The organism is Yoonia sp. R2-816, assembly GCF_046762905.1.
Classification (GTDB): Bacteria; Pseudomonadota; Alphaproteobacteria; order Rhodobacterales; family Rhodobacteraceae; genus Yoonia.
In genome coordinates this window covers 19573-31879 of record NZ_JBKQXN010000185.1, presented here as the reverse complement: position 1 = coordinate 31879, position 12307 = coordinate 19573, and the positions used below count along the sequence as shown (strand labels likewise).

Below are 12307 nucleotides of genomic sequence, written 5' to 3'. Positions count from 1 at the left end.
TTGCAATATCAGTCACCTTCGCTGACGTTATCGCTAATCAGCGGGCGTGATATCGCCTAACAGGGCGATCACATGCTGTTGTGATGCGGAACCAACGGGTGCAAACAAGCGCCAACAATCATAGGTAAGGTTTATGACCAGACGTATCATCGCATTCGCCCTGACGGCTCTCCTCGCGATTTATGCAGGGACCGTATCGGCACAACAGTTGAGCCTTGCGCAGGTATCGCAATATCTAAACCAGCTGCAGACGGCCCAAGGGGGCTTTACCCAGATCAACGCGGACGGAACCCTTTCCACCGGCACGATCTATATCAAGCGGCCCGGCCGGATCAGGTTCGAATACAACCCGCCCGAAAAATCGCTTGTGATCGGGCAGGGGGGGCAGTTGGCCATCTTTGACCCACGGTCGAATACCGGGCCAGAAACATACCCGCTCAACCAGACCCCGCTGGGGATCATCCTGCAGCGCAATGTCGATCTTGGCCGGGCACGGATGGTGACAGGGCAGACCTCTGACGGAACAACAACGACGATTACGGCCCAGGACCCCGACAACCCGCAATATGGCAATATCCAGATGGTGTTTACCGCCAATCCGGTCGAGCTGCGCCAGTGGATCGTCACCGATGATTTGGGCACCCAGACCACTGTCATCCTGAACGATCTGGTGTCAGGGGCCAGCATCAGTGACCGCAAATTCAACATCATTGCGGCCACACGGGACTGGAACCCTTAAGCCCAGCCGCAGCAATCTTTTTTCAGGCGGTCCTCCGGGGCCGCCTTTTGCGTAGTAGGCGGCGCGCAGCTCATCTCCTGCCTTGGCTTGCAGACAGCACCATCCTCAACCAGAACAACGCGCAGGCCATTATCATCGGCCTGCAGCCTATCAATTAGATAGCGGCGCAGGCCCTGATTTTGCGGCGCGTATTCAACAGAAATCGGGACAGTGCCAAGACCATCAATCACCGCCACGCTGCGGCGCGCAATGGATGCGAATTTGCCAGCGCTCATATGCGTCCCGTGGCTGCCATCCAGCAGTTGCAACTGCGCTTCCTCCCAGTTGGACCGGCGGCCGCCACAATCAATGCTATTGACGCTCAGATGCTTCAACTCGGTCACATGATAGCCCGCACCGATATCGCCTGCGTCTGTTCGAAAGACCAGCGGCAGGTCGGCAGTGGTCCCTTCAAGCTCATTCACCAGTTGGTCAAGCGTCGTGACTGTTGTCGCCATTTGCATTCTCCTATTTCAACAACTATTGAAATGTTGCACATGCGGAGAAACATTTCAATAGGAATTGAAATATGAACGAACAACAGGTGATCGACGCTCTTGGCGCGCTGGCACAGGAAACGCGGCTCCGGATTCTGCGTTATCTTGTCAGCAAGGGGCAGGTCGGGGCGGCGGCGGGCGACATCAGCGCACAGGTCAGCGCCTCCGCCTCCCGTACCTCGTTCCATCTCTCGGCACTGGCCGACGCAGGGCTGGTTACAGCGACACGGGTGTCCCGCAGCATCATCTACCGCGTCGATTTCAACGCCATGGGCAGCCTGATCGGCTATCTGGTCAAGGATTGCTGCAAAAGCGACCCACGGGTGATCCGCTGCTGTTAGCGCTTACCGCAGGACCGTAGCTGCGTATCATACAGAACCGCACGTGCCTCGACCTCGCCTGCAATCCGCACCAGCCAGCTTTTGGCCCTCCAGGTGCCGCGATTATAGCCCGACCGACCATCATGATAGGCCAGATACTGATTGCGGGTGTCATAGATCGGCACACCGGTCTCCTCGACCGTCTTGGTCATGTACCAACCCATGAAATCGGTGGCGGCAAAGATATCATCGCGGCGGGCACGGCGGCCTGCAACCTCATCCTGATATTCCTCCCAGGTGCCATCAAGCGCCTGGGAATATCCAAAGGCAGATGACTGGCGGCCCACCGGGATCACACCCAGCGCATATTGATGGGGCGTGCGGTTATCGCTGATAAATTTGCTTTCCTGATAGATCATCGCCATCAGCGACGGGGTCGGCACGCCATATTTGCGTTCCACCTGCTGGAAAGCTCTCAGGTATTCGGGGCGCTGCGATACGATACTACAGGCATCATCCAGCTCGCGCGGGGCCGAGCCATAGCCCGAACCACCACCGCTGCCACAACTGCCCAGAGCCAGCATCAATATCATCGCGCGAAAGAAACTGCTCATCTGCCTCTCGCTTTTCTTTGTTTTTTTTGCACGATAACCGATCAGAACCCGCCTGTGAACGACAAAGACGGCTCCAACAGCTGACAAAGTGCTAGGATCAGCGGCAAAGCGACCACCGACAGCAGGGTCGAGGCGACAACAAGCCCAGCCACCGGCTGCGCATCGTTGCCGTATTTCTCCGCCAGCAGATAGGACGTAACGGCCACGGGCGTGGCCACCTGCACGATCAGAACAGCGGCGGCAACCGGCTCAAGATCAAAAAGGACCGCAGCACCATAGGCCGCAGCGACACAAATCGGCACCTTGACCAGCGACAGGGCCAATGCTTGACCCATCGCCTTCGTCTCCAACCGGGCCACAGCCACGCCAAGGGTGATCAACATCAGCGGAATCGCCATCTGGCCGATCAACTCCAGTGCATTTGTCAGAAAAACAGGCGTCTGCCAGTCCTGCCACAGGAACAAAGCGCCCAGTAACGTCGCGGCAACCAAAGGTTCCTGAACCACCCGTTTCAGCGACCCGCCACCGGACACCATCCAGATACCAATCGTAAATGACAGGATCGCCATCACCGCAAAAACCACGACCGCATATCCCAACCCTTCAGCCCCAAAGGCGAACAGGGCCAGCGGCAGACCCAGATTGCCGGTATTGCCGAATGCCAGCGGCGCAACAAAGGTCGGCACATCCAGGCCCAAGGCCCTGACCAGCAGGAAACTGGCAATCATCACAACAGCATAGGCCGCCAGTGAAGCAAGCGACAACGCGGCCAGCGCTTCCGGTGCAACCTCGGTGCGCATCAGTGCGACAAAGATCAGACAGGGCACCGCGAGGGTCATTGCAAGGCGCGTGACAAACTGCACCCGATACTCGAATCCCAGCTTGACCCAGACAAATCCAATCGCTGCCAGAAGGAAAACAGGGGCCGTGATGTTCAGTACTGTCAGGACGATGTTCACAGACTGTTTCCTTGATTTCTGAGCCCGAAACCTAGACTTTTCAGGGTTGGAGGGCCAATATAGAGCGGTGGGGAAATGTAATTATGTTTAAAACGCGTGCGAAATATCACTTAGGGCAGGTTGTCCGGCATCGAAAGCACCCTTTCAGAGGGGTGGTCTTTGACGTGGACGCCATGTTTTCGAACACCGATGCTTGGTACAACGCGATCCCCGAAGACAGCAGGCCCAAAAAGGACCAGCCCTTCTATCACCTGCTGGCCGAGAATGAACAAAGTTTCTACGTGGCTTACGTGTCCGAACAGAACCTTGTTGCCGACTATTCCGGCGAACCGGTCGATCATCCCGACCTAGATGACCTCTTTGGCCCTTTCGAAGACGGGCAATACCCGCTGCAGGTCCAACTGAATTAGGTTTCAACAGCACGATGGGACTGGTCATTGCCTGTCCCGATGTTAAATCTCCCTTAAGCTCGCAAGGAAGATGAAACATGCTCGTCGTCATATCCCCCGCAAAGTCGCTCGATATGGAACCGGTCAGCGTCACGCCGACGCAACCGACGTTCCAGAAAGAGGCGACGAGCCTGGCCCGAACAGCCCGCAATCTGACACTGACAGATCTGCGCAAGCTGATGGGCATCTCGGATGATCTGGCGCGCCTGAACCGGGACCGTTTCAAGGATTTCGCCGCAGAACCCAAACCCAAGGCCACGAAACCTGCCGCCCTTGCATTCAACGGCGACACCTATCAGGGGTTAGAGGCGAAAACCCTGACATCGGATGATCTGACATGGGCGCAGGACCATCTTGGCATCCTCTCAGGGCTCTACGGCCTGCTTCGTCCGCTGGACGCGATTCAGCCCTACCGCCTTGAAATGGGCAGCAGGCTCAAAACACGGCGGGGGCGGTCGCTTTACGAATACTGGGGCGACACCATCGCCAAGGCCCTGAATGCACAGGCCGAAAACCTCGGAACCGACACGCTCATCAACTGCGCCAGCCAGGAATATTTCGGGGCGGTCGACCGCAAAGCACTGAAACTGCGGGTGATCACACCTGTGTTCATGGAACTCAAAGACGACAAACCCCGCATCGTCAGCTTCTTCGCCAAACGGGCACGCGGGACCATGGCGCGACATATCATCGAAAACCGACTGTCGTCGGCCGACGACATCAAAACCTTCAGCAGCGGCGGCTATGCCTATGACGCCGATCTGTCAGAAGGCGACAAATGGGTCTTCTTGCGGGATTACCCGGAAACCGGGTAAACCGCGCTATTGCAGGCTCAGGAACAATTCTGCCACCTTCTCAACCTCATCGCCCGCGCTTACATTCTGACTGTAAAGCGCCTGCAGCAGTCGGAAATCCGGTTCCTTATTCTCGCGCACAATACCGGTGTTGTCGAAAGTGAAAACCGACGACCCATTGGAATCATTCAGCAGCCCGAGTGTCTGCATGAATTCCTCATACAGGCATTCCGCAACCGGGGTCCGGGCGTCCTGATTATCAATAAAGATAAACCCGGCGCGCAACTCGTCATTCTTGGACATCAGATGAAAGTAACATTTGGTGGCGCTGCCTTCGGCAAACTGACGGCCCAGGCTGGGGGTGCTTTGGGTCAGGGCACCAAATGTGATCCCGGCCTCCAACCCCGTCAGAAAGATAAAGATGTTACCGGTCACGATCCGGTTCTGCTCTTCCTCTTCACCCTGAAACAGGGCGCGGACAATCGACCCTTCGACACCGTTGAAATCGACCGTGGGCATCCGGAAATGGGTATTGCCAGCCAGCCGCCGATCATACTGGCTCAGATCAAAAAACTCGATGGCGCCCACACCGGGAAAATTCGGGATTTGGGAATTCACCATGTCCACAAGCGCATTGATCTGATCCCGTTGCGGGTCGCCGTCATGGATCACAGCCACCTTGGGGGCATAGGCCCATTTACGGACCGTGCCGCGCTCAGAGCCCAGTATTTCAACGACCTGATCGAAAATAGGCTTTTCCTCGGCCAGCGCGGTCTGAGGGACCGAAAAGGCGGAAATGGCGGCCAGTGCCAGCATGCGGATCGTGGTTGGAATTGATCTGTTGTTCGTCAACTGTGTTACTCCAAACATGGTTAACCCCCACCATTGTCGCTAATCGGGAAACACGTCAGAAGTTGGGCACTTTCTGGGATTCAGGCCCCAAACACATCACTGTGACCATTATGCATCGCGGTCAGAAATCGGCAGCGATCCGCATCTCGCGCAGCGGGCGGACCACGTCAATCGCCGCCTGATAAAGCGGGTGATCCTTGTATGCGGCCAGATCGGCAGCGCTGGCAAATTCCGCATAAACAACCACATCCACCTCGCCCGACAAGGCGTCATGCCGGGTGTTTTCACGCACCTCGAACAGTTCCGCATGCGGGATGCCTGCCAGCATCCGCAGCCCGGCCACAATGCGTGGGATATCGGCCTTGTCCTTGGCGCTGAAAAACACGACGTGGCGCAGGCTCGGTCTGTCGGTCACGGCTTTCCCCTTGGGTCAGTCATTCGCGGCCATCTGCCACCAATACAACCCCAAGTTCAAGCGGCCACCGATCAGATACGCTCAATCGCCAATGCAATGCCCTGACCGCCACCGATACACATGGTGATCAGCGCGCGTTTACCTTTGATGCGCTCCAACTCATACATCGCCTTGACGGTGATGATGGCACCCGTGGCACCCACCGGATGACCCAGCGCAATCGCCCCACCATTCGGGTTCACCTTCGCCGGATCGAACCCCAGTTCCTTGGACACGGCCAGCGCCTGCGCAGCAAAGGCCTCGTTCGATTCAATAACGTCGAAATCATCCACGGACATCTTGATCTTCACCAGCAGATTGGCCACCGCAGGGACGGGGCCGATACCCATCACCTCCGGGCGCACACCGGCATGGGCATAGCCCAGAACGCGGAATTTCGGGGTCAGCCCGGCCTTTTCTGCGGCCTCAGCTGTCGCCAGCACAACCGCCGCCGCCCCGTCATTCAGGCCAGAGGCATTGCCAGCCGTCACTGTCCCGTCCTTCTGGAACACCGGGCGCAAGCCCGCCAGCGCCTCTGCCGTGGTCGTCTTGGGATGTTCATCGACGATGAAATCCACCATCTCCCGCTTGCGTTTGATCTGCACCGGCACGATCTGATCCTCGAAATACCCCGCAGCAATCGCCGCCGCCGCGCGTTCCTGGCTTTCCAGCGCAAATGCGTCCTGCTCTTCGCGACTGACCTGATGTTCAGCGGCGACATTTTCAGCCGTAACACCCATATGCCCAGTGCCAAACGGACAGTTCAACGCGCCCAGCATCATGTCCTGCGACCGAATATCGCCCATCTTGGCACCCCAGCGGGCATCCGGCAGGATAAAGGGCGACCGGCTCATATTCTCGGCCCCACCAGCCAGACCAAACTCCGCATCACCCAGCATCAGCGACTGCACGACAGACACAATCGCCTGCACACCAGAGCCACACAGCCGGTTCACATTCATGGCCGGGGTCGTGTCTGGCACACCGGCATTCATCGCCGCCATGCGCGACACATACATATCCTTCGGTTCGGTGTTGATGACGTGCCCAACGGCCACATGACCAATCTGCGCGCCCTCGACGCCTGACCGTTCAAGCGCGGCCTTTGCGGCCACCGTGCCCAGTTCAATCGGGGGCGTGCCAGCCAATGCGCCACCAAATGTGCCAATCGCCGTCCGTGCGCCACCCAAAATCACGATATCTGTCATTGAAGCCTCCCCATTGCGGTTTCCCCAACATTATCGCCCCCGGCGCGATGCAACAGCAAGACGTAACGGCACGACGCATATTGAAATTCCCGGATACGCACTTACATATGGTATACAATAGTATACAAAAGAGGTGACATGACCCAGGATATTCTTGATTTCAATTTCCTTGTTGTTCTGATCGTTTTTGTGGGTGTTGTGTGGGTATTGGTACGAGGGAACGACACAACCCGGCGCAAGGGCCGGAACAACACAAGCAGCCGCCATGATAGTTGGAGCGATTGGGGCGACGGTGGTGGTGATGGCGGCGGGGGCGGCGATTGACCTTGATCAAAGCACTTGATCACATCCAACTGGCGATGCCCGCCGGGGCAGAGGACCAGATGCGCGCCTTCTATTGCGACCTTCTGGACATGCGCGAAATCCCCAAACCCGCGCCACTGCAGGGGCGCGGCGGCTTCTGGGCCAATGCCGGACCGATCGAAGTACATTTCGGCGTCGACCCCGATTTCAAACCAGCAACCAAGGCCCATCCGGCCTTTGTGATCAGCGATCTTGACGGGCTGGCCACACGGCTCTCAGACGCTCCCCATCCAGTCACATGGGATCACAGCCTGCCATCAGTAAAACGTTTCTTCTCCGCCGACCCGGTCGGCAACCGGATCGAATTCATCGCGGCTTAATCGCCGCAGGGCGTTTCCTTTGCCCATCTGCATGTTAAGTCATGGCCCAACGCACGAGGGCCCATGTTACTGACCGTCCAAGACATCCACAAAACCTACACCACCGCCGATGGCCCGTTCGAGGTTCTGCGCGGCATCGACCTTAGCCTTGACGCGGGCGAGACGCTGGCGCTGACCGGTGAATCCGGCAGTGGCAAAAGCACGCTGTTGCACCTGATCGGCGGCCTCGATACGGCGGACCACGGCCAGATCATCATCAGTGGAACCGATATCGCCACGCTTGACGACAACGGGCGCGCGGCCTTGCGGCGCGGCACCGTGGGCGTTGTGTTCCAGCAGTTCAACCTGATCCCCAGCCTGAAAGTGGCTGACAACATCGCCTTTCAGGCGCGTCTGGCGGGGCAGCATGACCCGGCATGGGCGGCGACACTGGCCGACCGCATGGGCCTCACCCCGCAACTTGGCAAATACCCCGAACAGCTGTCGGGCGGGCAGCAACAGCGCGTCGCCATCGCCCGCACGCTGGCCCCCAAGCCTCGCCTTGTGCTGGCCGACGAACCCACCGGCAACCTGGATGAGGCGACGGCCAGCATCGTGCTGGACCTGATGCTGGAACTGGTGTCGGAAACCGGCGCGGGCCTCTTGATGGTGACCCATTCCGAAGCACTTGCAGGCCGCATGTCCCGCCGCCTGCATTTGCGGACCGGGCAAGTGGCATGACCGCCGCCACCCTTCAGGCGCTGCTTTCCCATTGGTGGCGCAACCCTTTGCAGCTTTTCACGCTGCTGGCCGGGCTGGCGCTCGCCACGGCACTCTGGTCCGGGGTGCAGGCCGTCAACGCCGAAGCACGCGCCAGCTACGATGCTGCCGCCGCCACACTGGGCGAAGGGCAGTACGACAGGCTCGCCCGCCGCGACGGGCAGCCGATGGAGCAGTCCACCTATATCACGCTGCGCCGCGGGGGCTGGCTGGTCAGCCCTGTGGTTCAAGGTCGGCTGAACGGGGTGCGCATCATCGGGGTTGATCCCCTGACCGCCCCCGGCGGGATCGGCCCGGTCAATATCAGCGAAGACACCGATATCGGCAGCTTCTTCACCGGCCCCGGCCAGCTTTTCGCCAATGCAGAAACCGCCGACCAGTTGCCCGACCTGAACGTCCAGATCACCCCCGAAACCGCCCCCGGCACCGCGCTGACCGATATCGGCGTGGCCCAGCGGCTTCTGGGCAAGGAAGGGCAGATCGACAGCCTGATCATCCTCCCCCGCCAACCGTTGAACCGGCCTGACCTGACAGAGATCGCCCCGCAACTGATCCGCCAACAGGCGCAAGGCGGCTCCGACATCGGACGGCTCACCGACAGCTTCCATCTCAACCTCACCGCGTTCGGCCTGCTGTCCTTCGCTGTCGGCATCTTCATTGTGCACGGCGCCATCGGTCTCGCCTTCGAACAGCGCCGCCCGGTCGTGCGCACCCTGCGCGCGCTGGGCCTGCCCTTGCGGCGGCTGATCCTGCTGATGGGCGCGGAACTGATGCTCTTTGCGCTCATCGCCGGGGCCATCGGCGTCGCCCTTGGCTACGTCATCGCCGCCCTTCTGCTACCTGACGTCGCCGCTACCCTGCGCGGGCTTTACGGCGCAGATGTCTCGGGCACCTTGCAGTTGCGGCCTGTCTGGTGGCTCTCCGGCCTTGCCATAGCACTTGGCGGGACGGCACTGGCGGCCAGCGGCGCACTCTACAAACTTTCCCGCATGCCGCTTCTGGCCGCCGCACAGCCGCGCGCACTGGCCATGGCCGCCGGACGCCGCGCGAAACTCCAAGGCATCGCCGCCGCCTTCCTCCTCAGCCTCTCCGCCATCCTGATGTTCACCGCCAACGGGTTGATCGGTGGCTTCTCCCTGCTCGGCTCGCTCCTCATCGGTGCCGCCCTCGCGCTCCCGCTCATCCTCGACCGCATCCTTGCCGGCACCAGTGCCATGGCCAAATCGGTCACCGCGCAATGGTTCTGGGCCGATACCCGCCAACAACTCCCCGGTCTCTCACTTGCCCTCATGGCGCTCCTGCTTGCGATGGCCGCAAATGTGGGTGTGTCCACCATGGTCTCCAGCTTCCGGCTGACCTTCACCGATTTCCTCGACCAGCGGCTCGCCTCCGAACTCTACATCAGCACCGAAGACGACGCCCAAACCGCCACCTTCCTCGCGTATGCCGCTCCACGGGTTGAGGCGATCCTGCCGATCCAGTCCACCGACACCGACATCGCAGGTCAACCAACGCAGGTCTTCGGCGCCCGCGACAACCGGACCTACCGCGAAAACTGGACCTTCCTGCAGAGCACCGCCAACCCGTGGGACACGACATTCGCCGGTGACACGATCCTGATCAACGAACAGCTGTCGCGCCGCGCAGACCTGACCATCGGCGACACGATCCAACTGCAGGACCAATCCTTCACCGTCGCAGGTGTCTACGGCGACTACGGCAATCCCATCGGACAGGCGCTGATCAACGAGGCCCATTTCCAGCGCCTCTACCCCGACATTACGCCAACCCGGTTCGGCCTGCGGATGGACCCGGCCACGGTCCCGGAGTTTGTGGCAAGCCTTGAGGCCGACACCGGCATCCCCGCCAGCCAGACCATCAATCAAGCCGGGATCAAGGCGCTGTCACTGCAAATCTTCGAACGGACCTTCACGGTGACAACCGCGCTGAATATCCTGACCCTCGCCGTCGCCGGTTTCGCCATCCTGATGAGCCTGCTGACCCTCGCCACCATGCGTGTCCCACAACTGGCCCCCGCATGGGCCATGGGCATGACGCGGGCGCAACTGGGCAAGCTGGAACTCCTGCGTGCGGTGCTGCTGGCCGTGCTGACGGCAGTCATCGCGTTACCCCTCGGCCTCGCACTGGCCTGGGCGCTGCTGGCGGTGGTCAACGTCGCCGCATTCGGGTGGGAACTGCCGATGTACCTCTTCCCCTACGACTACGCGCGACTTGGCCTCTTTGCGCTGCTGGCTGCAGCCCTCGCAGCACTCTGGCCCGCCAGGCGGCTGGCACGGACACCACCCGCCGATCTGCTCAAGGTGTTTTCCAATGAACGCTAAGGTGTTGATCGTCTGCCTATTGCCCCTTCAGGCCATGGCCCAAGGCTTCGCCGGCCTCGGCACCGATGCCGAAGGCTTCGCCGTCCCCCAAACCAATCCTACATTCAACTTCCCCGCCGACCACGGCCCGCACCCGGACTACCGGATCGAATGGTGGTATCTGACCGCCAACCTGACAGCAGAGGACGGCACCCCCTACGGCCTGCAATGGACGCTCTTCCGCTCCGCCCTTGCCCCCGAACAGGGCGACGGCTGGCAGGCCCCCCAACTCTGGATGGGGCACGCCGGCGTGACCACACCCGACACGCATTATGTGACCGAACGGCTGGCGCGGGGCGGGATCGGGCAGGCCGGGGTCACCGCCGACCCGTTCGAGGCGTGGATCGACGACTGGACGCTGCAAGGCGACTGGACCACCCTGCAAATGACCGCCAGCGGACCCGACTTCGCCTATGACATGACGCTGACGGCCCAAGGGCCACTGATCTTTCACGGCGACGCAGGCTACTCCGTCAAATCCGCCGCCGGGCAGGCATCCTACTACTATTCACAACCCTTCTTTGCCATCGAAGGGACGCTGCAACTACCAAACGGAGACATCCCCGTCACAGGCCATGCATGGCTCGACCGGGAATGGTCCTCGCAACCGCTGTCGGACAACCAGACCGGTTGGGACTGGTTCTCGCTGTCCTTCGATGACGGCAACAAACTGATGGGGTTCCGGCTGCAGCAGACCGACGGTAACAACTATACCTCGGCCACATGGATCACGCCCGACGGGCAGACCACAGCCTATCCTGACGGGGCCTTCAGCGCCACGCCGCTGGACACGCACAATACCGCCGGTCGGGATGTGCCGATCCGCTGGCAGGTGCAACTGTCCGCAAAAGATGTCAATGTGACCGTCGAGGCTATCAATGCCGACGCATGGATGGCCACATCAATCCCCTATTGGGAGGGGCCAGTGACGGTCACAGGCAGTCACACTGGGCAAGGGTATTTGGAAATGACGGGTTATGAGTAACTGGTTCGAAACACTTGAAGGCATCCACACCCAAATCTGGGACACATTGGTGCAAGGGGTCGTTGATGCCAATCATCCAGCACGCCAGCCCACCTTCGCCACCGTGTCTCCTGACAATTGGCCAGAGGCGCGCACCGTTGTCCTGCGCGGATCGGATTCAGAGGCTGCAACGATCTGGGTCCATACCGACCTGCATTCCGACAAGATCCGCAGCCTGCAAACCACGCCACGGGCGGCCCTGCATATCTGGGACGCCGATCAGGCGCTGCAAATCCGGCTGCAGGCGGAGGTTGAGATCGAATCCGGCCCAACCTTGCGGCCCATCTGGGACAACATCCCTGATCACTCCAAACAAAGCTACGGCGTGACGCCGCCGCCCGGCACGCCGATCGACACAGGCCTCGACTACGTCAAGGACCCCAATCCGGACACCTTTGCCATGCTGCACTGCCAGATCACCCATATCGACGCGGTGCATCTGGGCGAACAGCACCGGCGCGCCAGCTTCTCACGTCATCGTCAGTGGACCGGACAGTGGCTTTCGCCGTAATCGCGCGATCGCTACAAGACCCCC

General features: G+C 60.2%; 16 protein-coding genes. 10 read left to right on the top strand and 6 right to left on the bottom strand.

Annotation, left to right across the window (positions count from 1 at the left end):
* Nucleotides 1-133: 133 nt before the first annotated feature.
* Nucleotides 134-739 carry a LolA family protein gene (locus ACFWW2_RS09605; protein WP_393927803.1) on the top strand — a complete coding sequence of 202 codons (606 nt, stop codon included), beginning with the start codon at nucleotides 134-136 and terminating at the stop codon, nucleotides 737-739.
* On the opposite strand, the gene ACFWW2_RS09600 is transcribed toward ACFWW2_RS09605, so the two are convergent.
* Complete coding sequence (locus ACFWW2_RS09600) at nucleotides 736-1236, bottom strand: DUF6428 family protein (protein ID WP_393927802.1); 501 nt, start codon at nucleotides 1234-1236, stop codon at nucleotides 736-738. The two genes, ACFWW2_RS09605 and ACFWW2_RS09600, sit on opposite strands and share 4 nt — an antisense overlap.
* Before the next feature lie 71 nt (nucleotides 1237-1307).
* Between ACFWW2_RS09600 and ACFWW2_RS09595 the strand changes: the two genes are divergently transcribed.
* The gene (locus ACFWW2_RS09595; RefSeq protein ID WP_393927801.1) at nucleotides 1308-1616 is read left to right on the top strand and encodes an ArsR/SmtB family transcription factor; all 309 of its coding nucleotides are present in this window, start codon (nucleotides 1308-1310) and stop codon (nucleotides 1614-1616) included.
* Here ACFWW2_RS09595 and ACFWW2_RS09590 read toward each other — a convergent pair.
* Nucleotides 1613-2209, bottom strand: coding sequence for a lytic transglycosylase (locus ACFWW2_RS09590; protein WP_393927800.1), 597 nt, complete (start codon nucleotides 2207-2209; stop codon nucleotides 1613-1615). The two genes, ACFWW2_RS09595 and ACFWW2_RS09590, sit on opposite strands and share 4 nt — an antisense overlap.
* Before the next feature lie 41 nt (nucleotides 2210-2250).
* On the bottom strand, nucleotides 2251-3168 hold the full coding sequence (locus ACFWW2_RS09585; RefSeq protein ID WP_393927799.1) for an AEC family transporter: 918 nt from the start codon (nucleotides 3166-3168) through the stop codon (nucleotides 2251-2253).
* A gap of 83 nt (nucleotides 3169-3251) precedes the next feature.
* On the opposite strand from ACFWW2_RS09585, the gene hspQ reads away from it, so the two are divergent.
* Together hspQ and yaaA are read left to right on the top strand one after the other, a co-directional pair.
* Nucleotides 3252-3578, top strand: a complete 327-nt coding sequence (gene hspQ / locus ACFWW2_RS09580) for a heat shock protein HspQ (protein ID WP_342078311.1) — start codon at nucleotides 3252-3254, stop codon at nucleotides 3576-3578.
* Nucleotides 3579-3655: 77 nt separating this feature from the next.
* Nucleotides 3656-4432, top strand: a complete 777-nt coding sequence (gene yaaA / locus ACFWW2_RS09575) for a peroxide stress protein YaaA (RefSeq protein WP_393927798.1) — start codon at nucleotides 3656-3658, stop codon at nucleotides 4430-4432.
* A gap of 6 nt (nucleotides 4433-4438) precedes the next feature.
* Here the strand turns inward: yaaA and ACFWW2_RS09570 are convergent, their stop codons facing one another.
* The 3 genes from ACFWW2_RS09570 to ACFWW2_RS09560 form a co-directional block, all read right to left on the bottom strand.
* Nucleotides 4439-5281, bottom strand: coding sequence for a DUF2927 domain-containing protein (locus tag ACFWW2_RS09570; protein ID WP_393927797.1), 843 nt, complete (start codon nucleotides 5279-5281; stop codon nucleotides 4439-4441).
* Between the two features lie 103 nt (nucleotides 5282-5384).
* A complete protein-coding gene (locus ACFWW2_RS09565) occupies nucleotides 5385-5678 on the bottom strand; it encodes a Dabb family protein (protein WP_393927796.1) in 294 nt (97 codons plus the stop codon).
* A 71-nt stretch (nucleotides 5679-5749) separates the two neighbouring features.
* On the bottom strand, nucleotides 5750-6925 hold the full coding sequence (locus tag ACFWW2_RS09560; protein ID WP_393927795.1) for an acetyl-CoA C-acyltransferase family protein: 1176 nt from the start codon (nucleotides 6923-6925) through the stop codon (nucleotides 5750-5752).
* Between the two features lie 138 nt (nucleotides 6926-7063).
* Here ACFWW2_RS09560 and ACFWW2_RS09555 point away from each other — a divergent pair, with 138 nt between their 5' ends.
* The 6 genes from ACFWW2_RS09555 to ACFWW2_RS09530 all read left to right on the top strand — a co-directional run bounded on the left by ACFWW2_RS09555 (nucleotide 7064) and on the right by ACFWW2_RS09530 (nucleotide 12283).
* Entirely contained in the window at nucleotides 7064-7249 is a 186-nt protein-coding gene (locus tag ACFWW2_RS09555; RefSeq protein ID WP_393927794.1) for a hypothetical protein, read from the top strand.
* Nucleotides 7246-7608 carry a glyoxalase gene (locus tag ACFWW2_RS09550; protein ID WP_393927793.1) on the top strand — a complete coding sequence of 121 codons (363 nt, stop codon included), beginning with the start codon at nucleotides 7246-7248 and terminating at the stop codon, nucleotides 7606-7608. Before ACFWW2_RS09555 ends, ACFWW2_RS09550 begins: the two co-directional genes overlap by 4 nt.
* A 63-nt stretch (nucleotides 7609-7671) precedes the next feature.
* The gene (locus ACFWW2_RS09545) at nucleotides 7672-8328 is read left to right on the top strand and encodes an ABC transporter ATP-binding protein (RefSeq protein WP_393927792.1); all 657 of its coding nucleotides are present in this window, start codon (nucleotides 7672-7674) and stop codon (nucleotides 8326-8328) included.
* Nucleotides 8325-10709 carry an FtsX-like permease family protein gene (locus tag ACFWW2_RS09540; protein ID WP_393927791.1) on the top strand — a complete coding sequence of 795 codons (2385 nt, stop codon included), beginning with the start codon at nucleotides 8325-8327 and terminating at the stop codon, nucleotides 10707-10709. The genes ACFWW2_RS09545 and ACFWW2_RS09540 overlap by 4 nt, the downstream gene beginning before the upstream one ends.
* The gene (locus ACFWW2_RS09535; RefSeq protein WP_393927790.1) at nucleotides 10699-11733 is read left to right on the top strand and encodes a lipocalin-like domain-containing protein; all 1035 of its coding nucleotides are present in this window, start codon (nucleotides 10699-10701) and stop codon (nucleotides 11731-11733) included. Before ACFWW2_RS09540 ends, ACFWW2_RS09535 begins: the two co-directional genes overlap by 11 nt.
* Nucleotides 11726-12283 carry a pyridoxamine 5'-phosphate oxidase family protein gene (locus tag ACFWW2_RS09530; protein ID WP_393927789.1) on the top strand — a complete coding sequence of 186 codons (558 nt, stop codon included), beginning with the start codon at nucleotides 11726-11728 and terminating at the stop codon, nucleotides 12281-12283. The genes ACFWW2_RS09535 and ACFWW2_RS09530 overlap by 8 nt, the downstream gene beginning before the upstream one ends.
* The last annotated feature ends 24 nt before the right edge of the window (nucleotides 12284-12307 follow it).

Excerpts from the sequence above, each read along its gene's own strand:
- ACFWW2_RS09605 (WP_393927803.1), top strand. The coding sequence starts at position 134 with ATGACCAGACGTATCATCGCATTCGCCCTGACGGCTCTCCTCGCGATT.
- ACFWW2_RS09600 (WP_393927802.1), bottom strand. The coding sequence starts at position 1,236 with ATGGCGACAACAGTCACGACGCTTGACCAACTGGTGAATGAGCTTGAA.
- ACFWW2_RS09595 (WP_393927801.1), top strand. The coding sequence starts at position 1,308 with ATGAACGAACAACAGGTGATCGACGCTCTTGGCGCGCTGGCACAGGAA.
- ACFWW2_RS09590 (WP_393927800.1), bottom strand. The coding sequence starts at position 2,209 with ATGAGCAGTTTCTTTCGCGCGATGATATTGATGCTGGCTCTGGGCAGT.
- hspQ (WP_342078311.1), top strand. The coding sequence starts at position 3,252 with ATGTTTAAAACGCGTGCGAAATATCACTTAGGGCAGGTTGTCCGGCAT.
- yaaA (WP_393927798.1), top strand. The coding sequence starts at position 3,656 with ATGCTCGTCGTCATATCCCCCGCAAAGTCGCTCGATATGGAACCGGTC.
- ACFWW2_RS09570 (WP_393927797.1), bottom strand. The coding sequence starts at position 5,281 with ATGTTTGGAGTAACACAGTTGACGAACAACAGATCAATTCCAACCACG.
- ACFWW2_RS09560 (WP_393927795.1), bottom strand. The coding sequence starts at position 6,925 with ATGACAGATATCGTGATTTTGGGTGGCGCACGGACGGCGATTGGCACA.
- ACFWW2_RS09555 (WP_393927794.1), top strand. The coding sequence starts at position 7,064 with ATGACCCAGGATATTCTTGATTTCAATTTCCTTGTTGTTCTGATCGTT.
- ACFWW2_RS09545 (WP_393927792.1), top strand. The coding sequence starts at position 7,672 with ATGTTACTGACCGTCCAAGACATCCACAAAACCTACACCACCGCCGAT.
- ACFWW2_RS09540 (WP_393927791.1), top strand. The coding sequence starts at position 8,325 with ATGACCGCCGCCACCCTTCAGGCGCTGCTTTCCCATTGGTGGCGCAAC.
- ACFWW2_RS09535 (WP_393927790.1), top strand. The coding sequence starts at position 10,699 with ATGAACGCTAAGGTGTTGATCGTCTGCCTATTGCCCCTTCAGGCCATG.
- ACFWW2_RS09530 (WP_393927789.1), top strand. The coding sequence starts at position 11,726 with ATGAGTAACTGGTTCGAAACACTTGAAGGCATCCACACCCAAATCTGG.